A 19,292-nucleotide genomic window follows, 5' to 3' on the forward strand; every position below is an offset into this window, starting at 1 on the left:
GCGCGCCGAGCGCGCGCGCCGGGCGTGGCCGCCGCTTTATCAGCGCTTGATATTCGTGGTTTCCTGAAGCATCTCGTCGACCGTCTGGATGACTTTCGCGTTCGAGGAATAGGCGCGTTGCGTCTGGATCATATCCGTCAATTCACCGGCCACATCGGTTGCGCTTTCCTGACGCGCGAAGGCCACGACGTCACCGGTCGGCCCGTCGCCGGCATCCCACAGGTAGAACGAGCCGCTGCCGGGCGATGGCAGATAGGTCTGCCGGTCCAGTGAGACCATGCCATTGGGGTTGGGCAGGTCGACAAGCGGCACCTGATATATCACGCGCGTGATCCCGGTATCGAAGGAGGCATGCACGAACCCGTTCTCGTCAACCTCGGCCGAGGTCATGTTGCCCACCGGCGAGCCGTCCTTGGAGATGGACAAAGGGGCGAATTTGCTGCCCAGTTGGGTCAGGCCGTCCGGCGCACCGAGCTTGCCTATCGTGACCTCGATCGGGCCGCCCTCGACATTGACGATAAGCGAGCCTGTCGCATTATCGAACGCGCCGCCGGTTCCGCCTGGCACGACATCGGTCAACGTCCCGCCCGACGCGCGCGAATCATCGAAGGTCAGCGTATATTCACCAATAATCGCGTCCGATTGCGCCGAATCCCGCAGGGTCATCTGCCATTCGTTCGAATCGCCCGAGCCGGGAACGGTGGGCGTGAATTCAATCCGCACGGTCTGCGACTTGCCCATGTTGTCGAAATACTCGACGGACAGATCCATCGGATCGCCGGACGCACCGGCGTTGGTTTCCGATGCCGGCAGGTTTACCCCAAGCCGGATGGAGGTCGTCGGCTCGCCGGTCAGCTGGTTGACGTTGATGCGCACAGGCTCCAGCCCGTCCGCGGTATCGCGGGGAAAGTCGGGCATCGTGCCATCGGGATTGGCAGGCCATCCCAACAGGACAAGGCCGCTCTCGGTTTTCAGCACGCCATCGGCGTCCGTCCGAAAGGACCCGGTGGTTGTCAGCATCATCTGGGGGGTATCGTTACCCGCCGTGACCTGACTGGACCGCGCCACGGGGAGAAAACCGCGGCCGCGAACGGCCAGGTCAGTCGGGTTGGACGTCGTCGTGAGCGAGCCGCCCTGATCGATCAGCCGCTGGGTGACCGATCGCACGCCCCCGGCGGAATAGCTGCCGCCATTGCCGCTCAGCACCATGGACTGAAAATCCGTTTCAACCCGCTTGTATCCATAGGTTGCGGAGTTCGCGATATTATCCGAAATGGCGGCGAGTCGTGTCGCGTTGGCGCTAAGCGCCGCCACCCCGGCATTGAGCGAAGAAGAGATTGTCATGGATACGCCTTTCTGCTGCATCGACTGTCATCGACCACCAGACATACGCCCGCTCCTTTAACATCGTGCTAACAGATAAAATCTGATGCAACTGCCGCTCTTGGCTGCCAGACGCATATGCCCCCATCAGGCACCCTTTCGCAAAAAGATAAGCTCAAGACGGTTGTTGCGCACAGCCATCGGGTTGCGCACGGCCGGATCGCGGTCGGCGTGGCCGGTGACACGGGCAACGCGGCTTCCAGCCAAGCCGGCAGACGTCAACAGCAGGCGCATCTGCTGGGCGCGCGCGGTGGACAGATCCCAGGCCGGATAGCTTTTCAAAACAACAGGTGCAGCGCGAACATGGCCTTCAACGGCGGCGCTGTTCGTCACCAAGGCCGACATTTCGACCAGCACCGCAACCAGCGCGTTCAACAGCGCAGTCGGTGCATCGCTGCCGTCCTCGAACAGCGTCCCTTCGGCGGTATCGAACAGCTCGATCAACAGGCCCTCGTCAGTGACGCGGGTGATGATATGGCGCTGCAGTTCGGGCGAAATCATGCTTTCACCGTTCGTCCCGCGCAGCGCATTGTCGAGCTTTTCCTTCAGCGCTTCCAGCTCCCGGTCTTCCTGAATCGTGACGCCTGTATCGCCAAGCGCCTGGACCGATTCGGCCGGATTGCGATCGGTCGCACCCAGCCCATCCTTGGACAATGCATCTTCGGCGAAGACACTTTCGCCGCCGAAATGCCCATCGTCGCCGCCGGAGACACGGCTGATCGGGACCGTCGGGCTGAAATAATCGGCCAGCCCCTTGCGTTGCTTTTCAGTTGTCGCATTCAGCAGCCACATCAAAAGGAAAAAGGCCATCATCGCAGTGACGAAATCGGCGTAGGCGACCTTCCAGGCGCCTCCGTGATGTCCGCCAGCGGCGATTATCTTCTTTCTTTTGATGATGACCGGCGCCGCGTTGGATTGCGCGCTCATCTTCACCACCTCTTAAACTCACCCATGAACAGGGGTAGCAGGCAGGCGTTACGGCGATGTTAACACTTCAACTTGTAGGGGTTTTGTACCGCTTGGCCGAGGTGTGCGGCGCAGGTTTCCCGCGGCCGACAACCGGTCGCGCAGCTGCACGCCGAAAATGCCCTAGCTTTGGCCGGTGCGCTCGATATGTGCGCGCATCTGCTCGGCGTCCTGGCGGGCCTCGCGCAGGCCGTCCATGGTGGCGCGCAGCTCGGCCTCGGTCTGGGTGAGCTGATTGGTCAGCTCGGCCTCGCGCTGTTGAAGATAGGTGATGGCCTGATCGCGCGTTTCCTCGGCCTCGTGCAGCTCTTGTGCCATGCGGTCCAGCTCGCCCACATCCGAGGATGACACGCGGATGAAACGGTGAATCAGCCAGTTGGCAAACCAGCCCAGCGCGAAGGCGACGAAGAGGATGATCGCCGTGGCGATGATGAATTCAGTCCTGTTCATCTTCTGCGCCTTCCGCCCCTTCGCCCTCTGCCGTGTCTTCCTGCCCCTCTTCTTCGGAGCTTTCAAGCCCTGATGCGTCCCCGTCGGGCGCCGGTTCGGCCTTGGGGATCAGCTTGAATTCGATGCGGCGGTTGGCCTCGCGGCCCTCCTCGGTATCGTTGCCGGCGATGGGCTGCGCCTCGCCATAGCCCTTGGCGGTAAAGCTCGATGTCAGCACGCGGCGGCTGCGCAGGGCGTCCAGAACGGCATTGGCCCGCTGCTGGCTGAGTTCCTCGTTCATCTCCTCGCGGCCCTGGCTGTCGGTGTGGCCGCCGATCTCGATCTGAATCTCGCCGCACTTGCCGAGGATATCGGCGATGTCGTTCATGATCGACTCGCCGTTGGCGTCGAAATTGGGCGATCCCGGCTCGAAGTTGATCTTGCGCGTCTCAAGGATGGTGTCGATCCTGGCGACACATTCTTCGGGCGTGGGCAGGCCCGCGACCGGGTCCAGCTCGATCTTGTAGGTGACGTCGATATCGAATTGCTCGCCCTCGCCCAGCTTGTCGGCCAGAAGTCCGGCAATCTGCGCGCTGGCGTCCTTGCGTCCGGTCTGGCCGCTGACGGTCAGGTTGTCGGGCGTCACGATGACGGCGCCGTTGGCCAGAAATCCCAGCGCTTCGAGCCCCGTCAGAACGCGCATTGGCCAATCCTGCGGCAGCCCCTCGACGACGCGCGCCTTGGTATGGACGCTGCCCGAGCGGAACCGCGCCTTGGCAAAGCTGTCGACCGTCTCGCGCAGGCGCTGGCTGCCGACGCGGCCGCGCAACTGGACCAGACCTTCGGGCGACAGGGTGGCGACGAATTCGGGAATGGTGGGCGCGCCTTCGACATCGGGGGGCGGCAGGACCGAATGGAGGGCAAAGACATCGGGCAGATCATTCTCCAGCCCGCCGACAACATCGTCGAACTTGCCCTCCGGCGTGCCCTGCGCGGCAATCAGCGAGATATCGGCATCCGCGAAGGTCACGCTGCCGCCGCCCAGATCGGCCACCGCCTTGATGGCGAGCGCGGCGGCGCGGCCCCAGGCCGGCGTGGGCACGCCGAGGCCGATGGTGCATTCCGTCGCGCCCTTCAGCCCCGCGTCATATGCGGCCTGTAGGATCACGCTCTGCGCCTCGGGGGTGTCGGCCGAGCAGGCATCGAACCGCGCGGTGCCGTCCTCGATCAGAAAGCGCAAGGTGAAGGGCGTGATGACCGGGCGCGGCGCCGAGACATCCAGCGAGATGCGCAGGTTTGCCGGAACGCGCCGCTTCAGCGTTTCCTCCAGCTTGCGTTTCTCCTCGGGGCTGTCGGCCATTGTGATGATCGCAACGCGCCCCGCCTCGACCGAGATCTTGGCGCGCGGCAGCTGGTTCAGCGCGCGCACCGCATAATCCACCGCAATATCCCACGCATCGCCCACGGGATAATCGGCCGATTCCAGAAGGTCGATCACATCCCCGCCGCCCGCCGCCGACTCCATCTGCTCCAGCAGCGCGTCGCGGTCCATGGACGCCGGAACAAGGCCGATCAGCGAAATGCCACTGTCATTGCGCAGGATCTCGACCGAAAAGCGCGGCGGCGCGATCTCGGCGGTATCCTCGACCAGCATCTGGTCGATCACGCGGGCCGCGTCCACGATCCGGCCCGCGACGGACAGCGCAGCAAACCTGCGCGCCTCGCTGGGGGCGACCCCGGCCAGAAACACCTGCAGCCCGTCGGCGTCCACCTCGGTCCAGGTCATGCCTTCGCGGTCCAACTCCGTGCGCACCGAGTTGCGGGCGTTGTCCTCGATCACCGTCACGGCGAAACCGGCAGCGACAAGGCACAGGACCGCTGCCATCAGGAACGTTCCGGCAATCGCGAAGATGGAGGAGAGGCGCATTAGAGGCCTGAGCGTTGTTTAAGCTGTCCTGTGTTTATGCGCCCTGCCCCGCAAGTTCAATCACACGAAGAGCGCGATGGCGAAAAACGGCAGGGGCAGCAGCCCCGCGTCCCGGTTGGACCTGAAAAGCGCCAGCAGGCCGGGCGTGTCGTCCAGATCCAGCCGGGCAAGCTGCCACATCATATGCAGGCCCAGCGCCCAGGGCCCCAGTAGCGCGACCAGCAGCGCGATCGGATCGTCCCCGCGCATCGCCAGAATCACCGCTGCGGTCATCAGCACGACCGCCGCCACCAGGAACCGGCGCAGCCATTTCGGCGATTGCGCGCCAAAGAGCCGCGCGGTGGATTTCACCCCGATCAGCGCGTCATCCTCGGCATCCTGATGGGCATAGATCGTGTCATAAAACAGCGTCCACGCCATGCCCGCCAGATACAGCACCACCGCCGGCCATTCCAGCCGCCCGGTATGCGCCGACCAGACCAGAAGCGCGCCCCAGTTGAACGCGATCCCCAAGAAGATTTGCGGCCACCACGTGAATCGCTTGGCAAAGGGATAGATCGCCACCGGCACCAGCGCGAGGATGCCCAGCGCGATGGCCATGGCGGGAAAGGTCAGCAGGATCGCAAACGCCACCAGCGCCTGCACCACCAGCCATGCCAGCGCGCCCTTGACGCTGACCTGCCCCGAGGGGATGGGCCGCGACGCCGTGCGCGCCACGCTGCCGTCGATATGACGGTCGGTGATGTCGTTCCACGTGCAGCCGGCGCCGCGCATCAGGAACGCTCCGATTCCGCAGGCGACAAAGATCCACAGATCGAAGACGCGCGCCTGTCCGTCATGCAGCATCGCCAGCAGCAGACCCCACCAGCAAGGCAGCAACAGCAGCCATGTCCCGATGGGCCGGTCCGCGCGCGACAGCCGCAGATAGGGCCGCCAGCGGGCGGGCGCATAATGGTCCACCCAATTGCCCTTTGCCGCGTCCGCAACGCTGCCGGCCTCTGGCCTCTGCCCGCCGCCGCTCATATGATGCCCGCCATGAAAACCGTCCCGAATACCGCCAAGATCAGATTGTATGTAGATCACCCGTTGGGGCCGGGGCAAACGGTTCCTCTGGCGCCGCCGCAGGCGCATTACCTCTTCGGGGTGATGCGGCAGGGGCAAGGCGCGCAGGTGCTGCTGTTCAACGGAACCGGCGGCGAATGGCTGGCCGAGGTGCGCGAGGCGCGGAAGAAAGGCGGCACGCTGGCGTGCCTGTCGCAAACCCGGCCTCAGCAAATGCCGCCGGACCTGTGGCTGCTGTTTGCGCCGGTCAAGAAGGCGCGCACCGATTTCATCGTCGAAAAGGCCGTCGAGCTGGGGGCCGCGCGCATCTGTCCCGTGCAGACCGATTTTACCAATTCCGAGCGCATCCGGCAGGACCGTCTGCAAGCGCATGCGATCGAGGCCGCCGAGCAATGCGGCGGCACCTATGTGCCCCCCGTGGACGATCTGCAGAAGCTGAGCGCGCTGCTGGACGGCTGGGATCCCGCCCGGCGCATCCTGTTCTGCGACGAGGCGTTAGCGGATGGCCCTGCCGGAGCCCTCCCCGATACGCCCGGCCCATGGGCGATCCTGATCGGCCCCGAAGGCGGCTTTTCGGACGCCGAGCGCGCGCGCCTCGCTGCGCTGCCTCACGCCCACGCCACCCGCCTTGGCCCGCGCATCCTGCGCGCGGACACCGCCGCCGTCGCGGCGCTGACGCTGTGGCAGGCAAGACTGGGGGATTGGCGTTGAGTTTTCTCAGGCCCGAGGCGGCGGCGACCTTGCTGCGCTGGCGCGACGTGCTCATCAGCCTTGGGGCGCTGGCGCTTGGCCTGCTGATCGCGTGGCGCGGTTTCGGCCTCACTTTCTGGGTGGGCGCGTCCGTGGCCTTCCTCGCGGCCGTGTCGCTGATCGCCGCGCTTCAGCGGATGCGCTTTGCCGCAGGCAGCGGCGGGCCGGGCGTGGTCGAGATCGACGAGGGCGCCATCGGCTATTTCGGCCCCTTGGGCGGGGGCGTCATCGCGCGCTCGGAAATGACGGCGGTGGCGCTGGACCGCACCGGGCGGCCCGCGCATTGGGCGCTCAGCCAGCCGGGCCAGCCCGATGTGATGATCCCGCTGACCGCCAGCGGCGCCGATGCGCTCTTTGACGTGTTCGCCGCGCTGCCGGGTATGCGGACCGAACGGATGCTGGCCGAAATGCGCCGCAAAACGCCGGAGCGCGTTCCGCTTTGGCAAAAACCCGAAACCAAACCGGCGCATCTGCGCCTGACCTGACGCCATTCGCGGGTTGACACCCCCCTGCCCCCGCGCCACCTACTGAACTTCAAATCAGCGGAGGCCAAGCCCCATGTCCATTCCCCAATCCGGCGGCGGGCCGATCGAGCATCACAGCCAACTGGCCGAATATCTCGAAGACGGCAACAAGCCGAAAGAAGACTGGCGCATCGGCACCGAGCACGAGAAATTCGGCTATTGCAAGGACACGCATCAGCCGATTCCCTATCACGGCGAGCGCAGCGTGCTGGCCGTGCTGGAGGGTCTGCGCGACGCGCATGGCTGGGCCCCCGTTACCGAGGACGGCAACCTGATCGGGCTGGAAAAGGGCGGCGCCAACGTCTCGCTGGAGCCCGGCGGCCAACTGGAGCTGTCGGGCGCCCCGCTGGAGACGATCCACGGCACCTGCGACGAGGTCAACGTGCATCTGCGCGAGGTCAAGGATGTGGCCGACCGTGTCGGCGTCGGGTTTATCGGCCTTGGCGCGGCGCCCGAATGGACACATGAGGACATGCCCCTGATGCCCAAGGGCCGGTACAAGCTGATGGACAGCTACATGCAGAAGGTCGGCACGATGGGCCGGGTGATGATGCGGCGCACCTGCACCGTGCAGGTCAATCTGGACTTTGCGTCAGAGGCCGACATGGTCCAGAAGTTCCGCGTGGCGCTTGCATTGCAGCCCGTCGCGACCGCGCTTTTCGCCAATTCGCCGTTTTTCGAGGGCAAGCCGAACGGCCACAAATCCTGGCGCAGCCGCGTCTGGCGCGATCTGGACCCGGACCGCACCGGCATGCTGCCCTTCGTCTTCGAGGACGGGATGGGGTTCGAGCGGTATGTCGACTATGCGCTCGATGTGCCGATGTATTTCGTCTATCGCGATGGCAAGTATATCGACGCGCTGGGCATGTCGTTCCGCGACTTCCTCAAGGGCGAGTTGCCTGCGCTGCCGGGTGAGGTGGCCACGCTCAGCGATTGGGCCGATCACCTGACAACCATCTTCCCCGAGGCGCGGATCAAGAAATTCATGGAAATGCGCGGCGCCGATGGCGGCCCGTGGCGGCGCCTCTGCGCGCTGCCGGCGTTCTGGACCGGCATCCTGTACGACACCGGCAGCCTGGATGCCGCGTGGGATCTGGTCCGCGACTGGACCGCCGAGCAGCGCGAGGCGCTGCGCGTTGCCGCCAGCGTGGATGCATTGCAGGCCAAGGTGGACGGCATCGACATGCACAATCTGGCGCGCAAGGTGCTGGATATCTCCGAGGCCGGTCTGAAGGCGCGCGCGCGCCCCGGCGCCGAGGGGCTGATCCCGGACGAGACGCATTTCCTCAACGCCCTGCGCGAGAGCATCGAGTCGGGCCAGACCCCGGCGGATGAGCTGCTGGCACGCTACAACGGCGACTGGAACGGCGATCTGAGCCGGATCTACGCCGAATACTCCTACTGAGGCACCTCGCCGCTCAGCGCGGGATCTCGATGAACTTGCCGCGGTGATAGCCCAGCGCCGGACCGTCGCTGATGTCGGTCTGGAGCACCTCGCCGATCAGGATGACATGATCGCCCGCCTCGACCAGCTTGTGCTGCGCGCAGACCAGCGTGGCCAGCGCGCCGGGCAGAAGCGGCACGTCATGCGCGCCGCTGGTCCAGTCCGTGAGGGCGAATTTTTCATCGCTGTGAGACGCGAAAAGACGCGCGGTCTGCTGCTGCGCGGCGGTGAGGATGTTGATCGCAAAATGCGGCGCGGCGCGGAAGGCGGGCGCGCTGTGGGCATTGTTGCCGATGCATATCAGCACAAGGGGCGGGTTCAGCGATACCGAGCTGAAGGAGTTGGCGGTAAATCCGCGCGGCGCGCCGCTTGCCTCGCGCGTGGTGACAACGGTGACGCCGGTGGCAAAGCGTCCAAAAGCGTCTCGCAAAGCGCGCTGATCTTGTTCTGACATGGAGGCTCCGGGGCAGTCGCGGGGTTGCCCAACCCTATATAATGCGCCGCTGCGCGAAACACACCCGCCGATGACGGACGCCGCCGAAACGCCTTAGCGGCGTGCGGCGATCGCCCTTCCATCGGGTGCGATCAGGATCAGCGCGCCGGTCTCGTCGATGACATATCGCTCGATCTTGGGCAGCAGATCCAGGATCCGGCGCTCCTGGGCCATCAACGCCTCGGGGCAGGCCATCATCGTGGCGCCCGCGGGCAGGATGGTCAGCGCGTCGCCCTCCACCTCGTAGCGGCCGATCAGCCGGTTGCAGGTGGCGCTGCCCGCCAATGTGCCGTCCGCCATGAATTGCAGCGTGGCATGGCTGTAGTCGATCACGCCCATGCCCTCGACATCCTCGATCAGCCATTCGCGCCCGACCAGCGGCATGTCGTCATTCTCCTGCAGATGATCCGCAACCGCCCGATAGGCAGGCAGCGACGTGGGATCATTGGCCGCATTGGGCGCGACGGGATGCGAGGCGAAGCGTGCGATCACGACATCGGTCTTGGGATCGATCCACAGCGTCTGGCCATGCACGCCCCGCGCCGCATAGCTGCTGTCTCCCGCGACCCACCACATCGACCGATAGCTCCAGCCCGGCAGCGTCTTGTAACCGGCTTCGGCAAAGGCGCCCTTGTCGCCCCCGCGCATGATGCTGTTCACGACGCGTTCGGGCACGATCTGCTCGTTGCCCGCGCGCCCGCCGTTCAGCATGACCTGCCCCAGCCGCGCCATATCGCGCAGCGTCGCGTTGAAGCCGCCCCCGGCGAAAGGGGTGCCGATGGAATCGACGGTATAGAATGCCTCGCGCTCCGCGCCCAGACGGCTCCAGATCCGGTCGGCGAGGTAATCCGCAACGGATTGCCCGGTGACGCGCGAAATGATCCAGCCCAGCGCATCGGAATTCACCGTGCGATATCCGAAAACCTCCCCATGGGTGCCGTTCTTGCGGACCGTTTGCAGATAGTCGAAATAGCTGCGCGGTCCGTCATATCCCTCGGGCTTGGGCAGGGTGCTGCCGGCCTCGGAATAGGTCCAGATCTCGGCGTTCGGGTCCGAATAATCCTCGGAAAACTTCAGCGCGGTGGTCATGTCCATGACCTCGCGCACCGTGGCATCGCCAAAGCCGCTATCGTTCAGTTCCGGGATCAGATCGCCGACGCGCGCGGTCTGGTCGAGCCTGCTCTCGGCAATCAGGATTTCCGCCAGAAGGCCGGTCAGCGACTTTGTCACCGACATGGCACCATGCAGGCCGTTTTCGTCCAGACAGCCATCATAGCGCTCATAAACCACGCGCCCGTGGTGAAGCACGATCACGCCGTCGGTATGGTTGGCGTCGAATGCCGCGTTCCACGTCATCGGCTCGCCGCCGCCCAGCGGCGTGAAGGTCACGTCGTCCAGCGAAGAATCAAGCGCGCTGGTCAGGGGCGAGGCGGCACTGGCGCCCGCATCCACGGCGACGTTCGGCATCAGCTGGCGGAAATGGCACATTGTCCAGCGCCGCTTGGGATCGGCGAAAAAATCGGGATCGGTGGCGCGGATCACCTTGTCCGCAGGCGGCGGGAATCCCTGCATCCAGCCCTGACCCGCCGTGTCGCTCTCACCGTCGGTCACGCCGGTATCAGTCTGCGCGGCATCGCCGGGCGCCTGCTCGGACGATGGCGCATCCGTGCCTTCTGCGAAGGCCGCAGAGCTGCATCCAAGGGCGGCAAACAATGCCGTGGCGATCACGCGCTTCATCCCGTGGCTCCTTTCGGGTCTGTCCGGTTTCGGGCGCGCCGAACTGCTGCGCGCCGATGGCATCGTGCCGTCTGATCCATGAAACGGCTGGGCAGGAAGGGTCAAGGCCGTTCTGCCCCGCGGGTCACGAAAGGTGCCTTACATGCGAAGATTGCGGGAAACAATGGCGACCGCCGCGGCAATCACGCGGAGAGGGTGCCGCCTGACGCCGGGTGAGATGCATCCAGCGGCGCGGCACACGCGTTGACCGGGTACTGCTCTGCAGGGCGCATGTCTTGGTCCGCGCGCGGCATTGCGATTAGCGCCTCGCCATGCGAGGGCAGCGTGTTTAGGGTAAATCGAGCCTGCAACTGGCGGACTGGAGACGTGCGATGTTGACCTTGCTGAAATATCTGCTGCTTGCAGCCGCGCTGATTGCCATTGCCATCATCGTCGCGCGCATCGTCTTTGCACTGCCGACGGATCGCGGCGCCCATGGCGATGCGCTGGCCCCGTCGGAAAACGGACCGCTGGCCAAGGGGCTGGGCCCGCTTTCGGACGCGCATCCCGGCAAGACGGGGGTTGCCGCGCTTCAGAACGGGGCGGATGCGTTCGCGGCCCGAATAATTCTGGCCGATGCGGCGGTGTCCTCAATCGACGTGCAATATTACATCTGGAAGGCCGACCTGACCGGCGCCTTGCTGCTCGACGCGATCAAACGCGCCGCGGACAGGGGCGTGCGCGTGCGATTGCTGCTGGATGACAACGGCATTTCCGGCCTTGATCCGCAGCTGTCGCAGCTGGACGCGCATCCGATGGCCGAGGTGCGGCTGTACAATCCGTTCAACCTGCGCCGGTTCAAGATGCTGTCCTACACGTTCGATTTTTTCCGCCTGAACCGGCGCATGCACAACAAGTCCTTTACCGTCGACAACCGCGTGACGATCATGGGCGGGCGCAACGTGGGGGACGAGTATTTCGGCACCGGCGAGGTGGCGCTTTATGTCGATCTGGATGTGCTGGTCGTCGGCGACATCGTTCCACGCGTGTCGCAGGATTTCGATATTTACTGGAACAGCCCGCCGGTTCATCCGGCGACCCCCATCGTCGGCGAGGCGGGACGCAATGACGCGATCGCGGATCTGGTCGGCCGCTATGAGGGCACCGACCAGATGCAGACCTATCAGTCGATCCTGGAATCTTCGGACATCGTGCCGAAACTGACCGAGGGCACGCTGCCGCTGGAATGGACGAAAGCGGTGCTGGTCAGTGACAAACCCGCCAAGGGGCAAGGGCTGGTGCGCAAGAAGGATCTGCTGGTGACCCGGCTCAAGGACGCCGTCGGCACCATCAACGAGCGGTTCGATGGCGTGTCACCCTATTTCGTGCCGGGCGGCATCGGCATGCGCAATTTCATCGCGCTGGAGCAGGGCGGCGTGCAGGTGCGGATGCTGACCAACTCGCTGGAGGCGACGGATGTCGTGCCGGTTCATGCCGGATACGCCAAGCGACGCAAGGACATGCTGGAGGCAGGTGTGCGCCTGTTCGAGCTGCGCCGCACGGGCGCGCCGGAATCCGCGACCGACAAGATCGGGCCGTTCGGCTCGTCCGGGTCCAGCTTGCATGCCAAGACATTTGCCGTGGATGGCGAGCGGATATTCGTGGGCTCGTTCAACTTCGATCCGCGCTCGATCTCGCTGAACACCGAAATGGGGCTGCTGATCGACAGCGAGATCATGGCCGCGCGGCTGCACGATGCGTTCGACACCGGATTGGGCGGCCTCGCCTGGGAGGTGGAGGACCGGGACGGCGATCTGGTCTGGATCGACCCGACCGCGCCCGATGCCGCGCCCCTGACGACCGAGCCGGGCGGCAGCCTGATGCGCAATCTGGCGGTCACCATCGTCGGCTGGCTGCCGGTGGAATGGCTGCTTTAGCGGCAGGGGCGGCGTCTCAGCCGTTCTCGGCGTCGGTTTCCGCGTCGATCCGGTCCATCATGCCGCGAATGTGGCGGGCAAAGGCCCAGGTTGCCGGGATGCCCAGCACCGCACCACCGATCAGCGCCATGTTGGGCGACATCACGTCCCAGCCCAGCCAAGAGCCGATCAGCCCCGCGAAATAGAGGTTGACCACCATCGCGCCGGCCCCGAACGGATACAGCGCAAGCGACAGCGCCCCCACGCCCCAGCCTGTGCGCGTGCCTGTCATCGGCGGCGCACCAACATGTGCACCGCGACCAGCGCCAGCACGAGCGCCAGCGAGGCGGCAAAGAACCAGCCTTCGGCAGTGGCCGTTTGCGCCTGCGGGATGGGCCGCTGGAACGATTCGGCCAGCGCGGCGGTGGGAAGGAACAGCGCCATCAGGGCGATCAGTCGGGTCATGTCATGTCTCCTGCGTCAGGGTGCGATAGATGTCGGGCAGAACCCGGGTCAGGCGTTCGGGCCGGGGCAACAGATGAAATCCGCCGCGCCCGAAAATGCGCGCGAACCATTCCTGCCCGTCGGGGTCCACGACGATGCCGTGAACTGCCATTCCGGCGCGGCGGGCCTCGGCAACGGCCATGTGGCTGTCCTCGATCCCGTGCGTGCCCTCGTAATGGTCCAGATCGTTGGGCTTGCCGTCGGTGAGCACGATCAGCAGCTTGCGCGCTGCCGTCTCTTGGGCCAACTGGGCGCTGACATGGCGGATCGCGGCACCAAGGCGGGTGTAATGGCCCGGCTTCAGCGCGCAGATATTGGCGGTGACCTCGCGGCTCATCTTCTGGTCAAAGCGTTTGCAGCGCGTCAGGAACACCCGGTCACGCCGCAGCGACGAGAACCCCCAGATGCCCAGCCGGTCGCCCGCCGCATCAATACCGCCCGCCAGCGCGGCCAGCGCGTCGCGCGCGACGTCGATCACGCAGGTATCGCCGACGGCCGATTCGGTTGACCGCGACGTGTCGATCAGAAAGGCGACGGTCAGATCGCGCGATGTCTGGCGCGAGGCCATGAACACGCGGTCATCGCAGCGGCCCGTCGCGCGCAGGTCGATCTGCGCCGAGATAGCGGCGTCCAGATCCAGCTCGGAGCCGTCAATCTGGCGCGGCTGCAGGATGCGGCGCGGGCGCAGCACCTCGAACTGGCGGCGCACCTCCTCGGTGCGCTTGGCATTGGGAACAAAATCATTGGCAGGATCGGGGACGGCGTCCGCCTCCAGCACGCGGCAATGGTCGGGCATGTAGCTGCGCGAGCGGTGATTCCATTCGGGATAGGTGACCGGCGCCGACAATCGCTCGTGATCGGCATCCGCCGGGGACAGGTCCAGATGCAGGCGCAGGCGCGTCGCCGCGCGCTTGTCGTTCTTGGACAGGGTGATGTTGTCCTGATCCTCGGCAGCCTTCTGGGCGTTTTCGTCATCATCGTCGTGGATCGAGCGGTTCAGGTTCATCGATTCGACCCAGGACAGGATCGATTCGAACCGGTGCAGGATGAAGCTGTCCTTGCGGTTGGCCTGTTCGCGGTCCCGCCGGAATCCCAGCTTGCGCGTGGTGGTCGCGGCCGCCGCGGGCACCTCGCCCGGATCGTCGGCGTGGTCCTCGGCAGCGCTGCCTTGCCCGGCGGCGGAGAAATCCAGCCAGATGGGCACGGGCGCGAATGTCATGTGGCCGCGGCTGTCACCGGCGCCATCACCCGCGGGCGCGGCCCCTTTGGCAAGCGCCGCGCGCAAGGCGTCCTCGACCGACTTTTCGCCGCTCGGCAATTGCACGCGCGGGCGCGTCGCCAGCACATGCGCGGTCATCTCGGCGTGGCTGTCCCTCAACCCCGGGCAGGCGGCCAGCACCCGGCGCGCGGCGTCCGCATTGGCCGCGATCATCGCCAGATCGCGCGCCGCACCTTTCAGCGTGTCATCGGCGAACACATCCTCGCCCGCCAGCGCGGCCATGGCGGTCAGCCAGAAATAGGCGCTGCGGTTCAGCCGCAGCTGGGGAAAGACGTCGATCACCGGCGGCAGGCGCAGGCGCTCGCCGTCAAAGGCAGCGACGTGGAGCTTGTCCCGCTCGGTCGCCAGCTTGCGCGCGGCAGGACGGCGGTGGCGCGCGACGGTCGAGGCCGCCTCGCAGAACTCCACCCCCGCCGGGCCGCCAAGGGCGCGGAACATCATCGTCAGGCTGGGGCGCACGGCGTCGAGCGCCGCGGCCTCCTCCGGATAGGAACGGGCAGCGCCGATCCCCACGGCATAGTCATGCCACAGATTGCCGACCGCCTCTTCGGGGTCCATCAGATCAAGGGGATGCAGCGCCATATCGTTCTATCCGTAGACTGTCGCGACCAGATCGCGCAGGGCGGTCTGGATGTCGGCATCGTCGGTCAGCGGCTCGATCACCGCAGCCTCCAGCGCCTTTTCCACACCCATGCCGCCCGCCATCAGCGTGGCTGCATAGATCAGCAGGCGGGTCGATACGCCCTCTTCCAGGTCCATGCCCGAAAGGTTGCGGATATGCCCGCCCAGCCGCACCAAAGGCGCGACGCGGCCCGGCTCCAGCCCGCTTTCCTCGGACACAACCTTTATTTCGGTGTCCGGGTCCGGAAAGCCGAAGGTGATGGCAAGAAAGCGCTGGCGCGTGGACGGCTTCATTCGCTTCAGCACGTTCTGATAACCGGGGTTGTAGCTGGCGATCAGCATGAAACCGGGAGGGGCCTGCAGCTCTTCGCCGGTGCGGTCGATCATCAGGGTGCGGCGGTTGTCGGTCAGCGGGTGCAGCACCACGGCGACGTCCTTGCGCGCCTCCACCACCTCGTCGAGATAGCAGATGGCGCCCTCGCGCACCGCGCGGGTCAGCGGGCCGTCGACCCATTCGGTCTGGCCGCCGCGCAGAAGATAGCGGCCGATCAGGTCCGCCGCCGTCAGATCGTCATGGCACGCCACGGTATAGAGCCGCCGGCCCGACTGGGCCGCCATATGCTCGACGAACCGTGTCTTGCCGCAGCCGGTCGGCCCCTTCAGAAGAAGGGGCAAACCGTTTTTGTGGGCCGCGTTGAACAGGGCGCATTCATTGCCCGTCTCGGCGTAATAAGGCACGCTCTTGGGTGTTCCTGCATGGGCGTTCATGGTCATTTCCCCACGATCGGATCAGAGGTTGCCGATGCCGGATTGGCCCGGCCGGGCGCCACCACCTCGCGGCGGCGATGCACTAGGATCGCGTAGATGAACAGCAAGGCACCCGCCACAACAGCCGCTCCGGCGATGAAGCGCATGATGTAGAACAGCCCCAGCTCGTCCTGGACTTCCATGAAGTAGTAGCCCAGCACCCGCTGCATATGCGTCTGGATGACACCCGCGAAGGTCAGCGTGAAGGTCATGAACGCCATGCCCCCCGTCATCAGCCAGAAGGAGCCCATGTTCAGCACCTGGTTATACGGCTCGCGGTTTCGCAGCAGCGGCATCGCGTAGGTGATGATCGCAAGGTTCATCGCCACGTAGGCGCCGTAGAACGCCAGGTGACCATGCGCCGCGGTGATCTGCGTGCCGTGGCTGTAGAAGTTCACGCCATGCATGTTGTGCAGCACGCCCCACACGCCCGCGCCAAAGAACGCGACGGTGGCAGAGCCCAGCGACCACAACAGCGCGGCCTTGTTGGGGTGGTTGCGGCGGCCCTTCCAGACCATGACGAAGGCAAAGGACATCATCAGGAAGAACGGGATGATCTCCAGCGCACCAAAGATACTGCCGATCCACTGCCAATAGCCCGGCAGACCGATCCAGAAGTAGTGGTGCCCGGTGCCGAGAATCCCCGTGAACAGCGCGGTGGCGACGATGACATAAAGCCATTTCTCGATCACCTCGCGGTCCACGCCCGTCAGCTTGAGCAGCAGGAACGCAAGGATCGCGGCCATCACAAGTTCCCATGTGCCTTCGACCCACAGGTGAATGACGAACCACCAGTACATCTTGTCCAGGCTCAGGTTCTCGGGGTTGATGAAGGCAAAGATCCACAGCAGCGACAGCAGCCACAGACCCATCAGCAGAACGCCCGTGATCGCGGTCTTGCGCCCCGCCAGCACCGTCATCGAGATGTTGATCAGGAAGATGACGGCAGCCACCAGAATACCGAGCTTGACCCAGAGCGGCTGCTCCAGGAACTCGCGGCCTTCGTGGATGCCCACAAGGTATCCGGCCACGGCGCCCAGCGTGCCGACCATCATCAGCGCCAGCTGGACATAGGCCAGTGTCGGCGACCAGATCTCGCGCTCGGATTCTTCGGGCACCATGAAATAGGCGGCCCCGAAGAAGCCCAGCAGCAGCCAGACGACCAACGCGTTGGTGTGGATCATGCGGATGATGTGGAACGGGAACGTCTCCGCCAGGAAGTTGGGCTGAACATAGATCCAGCCGATGGTCAGCCCGCCCAGAACCTGCACGGCAAAGAGTGCCATCGCGCACAGGAAATAGGCATAGGCAATCTGTTGTGTCTTGTACTTCATTTTATATGCCTCCTTAGCCGGCATCGTTGGGCGGCCAGCCCTGGGTATCGGTCTGATCGGCCCAGCGCAGGAATTCGGCCAGTCCGCGCTTGTCCTCTTCGGTCATCACGAAATGGGGCATCTGGCGGCGGCCCTCGATGCCGCTGGGCTGTGCCTCGATCCAGGCGTCGAGAATCTCGAAGGCGCCTTCAGGGTCGTCCATGACGCCCCAGCGGGTCATCACGTTGCCCAGCTCGGGGGCGAAATACGCGCCCTCGCCATGCAATGTGTGACAGTTGATGCAGCTGTGGCGCTCCCACACGGCCTTGCCATGTGCGACCTCCTCGGTCAGCGGGGCGCCGGCCGTGGATTTGGTGACGACGAAGTGGTGGCTTTGCACGGCCAGCGCAATAAACACGAGGACGAAAAAGATCGATCCACCGTAGAATATATTGCGCGCCCGCGACTTGGTCAGGAATTCGGCCATGCGCGGGCCTCCCTTTCTGGTTGCAGTCGGTGACGTCCTATCAATGACCCCTTCAACAGAGTTTGCGCAACCGCAAAGTTCCGCCCGATTGATCGTGACATTCTGCTTTTGGCTTTTGGGAGGGCCGGAAGATGAATTTTGACCAAGGCGGCGGCCTCGATCGCACACTTTCAGAGATTATGAGTACATGGCCGGAAACCGTGCAGGTGTTTCTGCGCCACGGAATGCATTGCGTCGGGTGCCGCGTCGGCCCGTTTCACACGATCGAGGATGCGTGCATGGAATACCACCTGGACGAGAGTGAGTTTCGCCGCGAACTGCAAAACGCGATCAGCTCGAAACGGCCGGTTCAGCCAACATGACCAACTGATGCGGCTCGCGCACCATGATGTGCTTGCGCTTGCTTTCGACGATCCCGCGCTTTTCCCACGCGCTCAGCAGACGGCTGACGGTATGCAATGTCGTGCCGGTCATCTCGGACAGATCCTGCCGGGTTATGGGAAAGTCCACCTCGATGCCTGCATCTGTGCGGCGGCCCATCTGGGTGATCAGCCGCAATAGCGCGTTCGCGACGCGCTGCTCAACCTGCTGCGTCGCCATTTCGACGACGCGCTTGTGAATTTCCTCCATCCGGTTGCCGACGGTCTTGTAGCCGCTGGCGGCAAAGCCGGGATAGGTCGCCGTGAAATCATGCCACAGCCGCATCGGCCAGCCCAGCGCGATAGTATCGGACGCCGCGACGGCACTGGCGGGATAACGCTCATTGCCAAGGGCCGCGGCGATTCCGAAAAGCTGCCCGGCCGCGATATGCAGCACGGTCACATGCTCGCCTTCGGCCGTCATACGGACAACGCGGACATATCCGTCCAGCAGCAAAAAGAATCGCCCGGCCTCTTCGCCCTCATGAAAGACGGTGTCGCCGGTATCGTAGCGCTGCGGTGTCGCACGATCCAGGATCTCGCGGATCTGCTCGCGGCCCAGCTCGGAGAAGGGCGGCAAATGGGTCAGCAGGCTTTCATCAAGTTTACGCATGTTTCTTCACTTCCTCGGCATCCCCCCTTCGTAGCCCTTCGGCCACCGGATTCCGAGGGCTGATTTCAATCGGGCAACAGCCGACGCAAAAGAGTTCGAAAGTTTGCGCTAGGACAATGTGACGGTGCGCAAGCGCCATTAGGTCCGGGGTGAGCCAACAAGCAACCAAGAGGAAGACAAGATGTTCAACAAGACAAGCGCAACAATCGCCGCCGCCGCAATGCTGCTTTCAGGCGCTGCTTGGGCCGAAACAGTCGAAGTGCACATGCTGAACAGAGGCGAAGCCGGCACAATGGTGTTCGAGCCCGCGTTCGTTCAGATCGCTCCCGGCGACACAGTGAAATTCATTCCCACCGACAAAAGCCACAATGCCGAAAGCATGGACGAGATGATGCCCGAAGGCGCCGAAGGCTTCAAAGGCAAGATCAACGAGGAAATCGACGTCACCTTCGATGTCGAAGGTCTTTACGGCGTCAAATGCCTGCCCCACTTCGCAATGGGCATGGTGATGACGGTGGCTGTCGGCGAAGACGTCGAAATGCCTGCTGATTACCTGGAAGGCCGCCTGCCCAAGAAAGCCAAGGAACGCTTTGAAGAGCAGCTCAGCAACCTGTGACGCCAGGATTTCCGGATCGGCCC

Annotated in this window: 20 protein-coding genes; 6 read left to right on the forward strand and 14 right to left on the reverse strand. The window is 64.5% G+C overall.

Features of this window, described 5'->3' with window-relative positions; all coding sequences use genetic code 11:
* Window positions 1–39 precede the first annotated feature (39 nt).
* From DC366_RS07225 to ubiA, 5 genes are all read right to left on the reverse strand, one after another.
* Entirely contained in the window at window positions 40–1,344 is a 1,305-nt protein-coding gene (locus DC366_RS07225) for a flagellar hook protein FlgE (protein ID WP_243405064.1), read from the reverse strand.
* 126 nt (window positions 1,345–1,470) lie between these two features.
* The gene (locus tag DC366_RS07230) at window positions 1,471–2,310 is read right to left on the reverse strand and encodes a flagellar motor protein MotB (RefSeq protein WP_108691528.1); all 840 of its coding nucleotides are present in this window, start codon (window positions 2,308–2,310) and stop codon (window positions 1,471–1,473) included.
* A gap of 162 nt (window positions 2,311–2,472) precedes the next feature.
* Entirely contained in the window at window positions 2,473–2,799 is a 327-nt protein-coding gene (locus tag DC366_RS07235) for a hypothetical protein (RefSeq protein ID WP_108691529.1), read from the reverse strand.
* Window positions 2,786–4,705, reverse strand: a complete 1,920-nt coding sequence (locus DC366_RS07240; RefSeq protein WP_108691530.1) for an OmpA family protein — start codon at window positions 4,703–4,705, stop codon at window positions 2,786–2,788. The genes DC366_RS07235 and DC366_RS07240 overlap by 14 nt, the downstream gene beginning before the upstream one ends.
* A 60-nt stretch (window positions 4,706–4,765) precedes the next feature.
* Window positions 4,766–5,728 (reverse strand): 4-hydroxybenzoate octaprenyltransferase, encoded by a 963-nt coding sequence (gene ubiA, locus DC366_RS07245; RefSeq protein WP_108691717.1) that lies wholly within the window; start codon window positions 5,726–5,728, stop codon window positions 4,766–4,768.
* 12 nt (window positions 5,729–5,740) lie between these two features.
* On the opposite strand from ubiA, the gene DC366_RS07250 reads away from it, so the two are divergent.
* The 3 genes from DC366_RS07250 (at window position 5,741) to DC366_RS07260 (ending at window position 8,446) form a co-directional block, all read left to right on the forward strand.
* Window positions 5,741–6,478 (forward strand): 16S rRNA (uracil(1498)-N(3))-methyltransferase, encoded by a 738-nt coding sequence (locus DC366_RS07250; protein WP_243405065.1) that lies wholly within the window; start codon window positions 5,741–5,743, stop codon window positions 6,476–6,478.
* Entirely contained in the window at window positions 6,475–7,002 is a 528-nt protein-coding gene (locus DC366_RS07255) for a hypothetical protein (RefSeq protein WP_108691531.1), read from the forward strand. Before DC366_RS07250 ends, DC366_RS07255 begins: the two co-directional genes overlap by 4 nt.
* 73 nt (window positions 7,003–7,075) lie before the next feature.
* Window positions 7,076–8,446: a glutamate--cysteine ligase gene (locus DC366_RS07260; RefSeq protein WP_108691532.1), complete on the forward strand. Its 1,371-nt coding sequence runs from the start codon at window positions 7,076–7,078 to the stop codon at window positions 8,444–8,446.
* Window positions 8,447–8,459: 13 nt separating this feature from the next.
* Here DC366_RS07260 and DC366_RS07265 read toward each other — a convergent pair whose 3' ends face one another.
* Both DC366_RS07265 and DC366_RS07270 read right to left on the reverse strand, forming a co-directional pair.
* Entirely contained in the window at window positions 8,460–8,939 is a 480-nt protein-coding gene (locus DC366_RS07265; protein ID WP_108691533.1) for a flavin reductase family protein, read from the reverse strand.
* A 93-nt stretch (window positions 8,940–9,032) separates the two neighbouring features.
* Window positions 9,033–10,715, reverse strand: coding sequence for a serine hydrolase (locus DC366_RS07270; RefSeq protein ID WP_108691534.1), 1,683 nt, complete (start codon window positions 10,713–10,715; stop codon window positions 9,033–9,035).
* Window positions 10,716–11,086: 371 nt separating this feature from the next.
* Between DC366_RS07270 and DC366_RS07275 the strand changes: the two genes are divergently transcribed.
* On the forward strand, window positions 11,087–12,631 hold the full coding sequence (locus DC366_RS07275) for a phospholipase D family protein (RefSeq protein WP_108691535.1): 1,545 nt from the start codon (window positions 11,087–11,089) through the stop codon (window positions 12,629–12,631).
* Window positions 12,632–12,647: 16 nt separating this feature from the next.
* On the opposite strand, the gene DC366_RS07280 is transcribed toward DC366_RS07275, so the two are convergent.
* From DC366_RS07280 to DC366_RS07300, 6 genes are read right to left on the reverse strand one after another with little or no spacing between them, the layout of a single operon-like run.
* Window positions 12,648–12,902, reverse strand: coding sequence for an NnrT protein (locus DC366_RS07280; protein ID WP_108691536.1), 255 nt, complete (start codon window positions 12,900–12,902; stop codon window positions 12,648–12,650).
* Window positions 12,899–13,075 carry a hypothetical protein gene (locus DC366_RS19845; protein ID WP_165802867.1) on the reverse strand — a complete coding sequence of 59 codons (177 nt, stop codon included), beginning with the start codon at window positions 13,073–13,075 and terminating at the stop codon, window positions 12,899–12,901. Before DC366_RS19845 ends, DC366_RS07280 begins: the two co-directional genes overlap by 4 nt.
* 1 nt (window position 13,076) lies before the next feature.
* Window positions 13,077–14,975, reverse strand: a complete 1,899-nt coding sequence (locus DC366_RS07285) for a nitric oxide reductase activation protein NorD (RefSeq protein WP_108691537.1) — start codon at window positions 14,973–14,975, stop codon at window positions 13,077–13,079.
* A 6-nt stretch (window positions 14,976–14,981) separates the two neighbouring features.
* On the reverse strand, window positions 14,982–15,782 hold the full coding sequence (locus tag DC366_RS07290; RefSeq protein WP_108691538.1) for a CbbQ/NirQ/NorQ/GpvN family protein: 801 nt from the start codon (window positions 15,780–15,782) through the stop codon (window positions 14,982–14,984).
* A 2-nt stretch (window positions 15,783–15,784) separates the two neighbouring features.
* Window positions 15,785–17,155: a cbb3-type cytochrome c oxidase subunit I gene (locus DC366_RS07295; RefSeq protein WP_108691539.1), complete on the reverse strand. Its 1,371-nt coding sequence runs from the start codon at window positions 17,153–17,155 to the stop codon at window positions 15,785–15,787.
* Between the two features lie 13 nt (window positions 17,156–17,168).
* A complete protein-coding gene (locus DC366_RS07300) occupies window positions 17,169–17,621 on the reverse strand; it encodes a c-type cytochrome (RefSeq protein ID WP_108691540.1) in 453 nt (150 codons plus the stop codon).
* A 131-nt stretch (window positions 17,622–17,752) separates the two neighbouring features.
* Here DC366_RS07300 and DC366_RS07305 point away from each other — a divergent pair, with 131 nt between their 5' ends.
* Window positions 17,753–17,983, forward strand: coding sequence for a DUF1858 domain-containing protein (locus DC366_RS07305; RefSeq protein ID WP_108691541.1), 231 nt, complete (start codon window positions 17,753–17,755; stop codon window positions 17,981–17,983).
* On the opposite strand, the gene DC366_RS07310 is transcribed toward DC366_RS07305, so the two are convergent.
* On the reverse strand, window positions 17,952–18,653 hold the full coding sequence (locus DC366_RS07310; protein WP_108691542.1) for a Crp/Fnr family transcriptional regulator: 702 nt from the start codon (window positions 18,651–18,653) through the stop codon (window positions 17,952–17,954). The genes DC366_RS07305 and DC366_RS07310 overlap by 32 nt on opposite strands.
* Before the next feature lie 181 nt (window positions 18,654–18,834).
* Between DC366_RS07310 and DC366_RS07315 the strand changes: the two genes are divergently transcribed.
* On the forward strand, window positions 18,835–19,269 hold the full coding sequence (locus DC366_RS07315) for a pseudoazurin (RefSeq protein ID WP_165802868.1): 435 nt from the start codon (window positions 18,835–18,837) through the stop codon (window positions 19,267–19,269).
* Window positions 19,270–19,292 lie beyond the last annotated feature (23 nt).

Origin of the sequence: Pelagivirga sediminicola (assembly GCF_003072125.1) — a bacterium.
Classification (GTDB): Bacteria; Pseudomonadota; Alphaproteobacteria; order Rhodobacterales; family Rhodobacteraceae; genus Roseovarius; species Roseovarius sediminicola.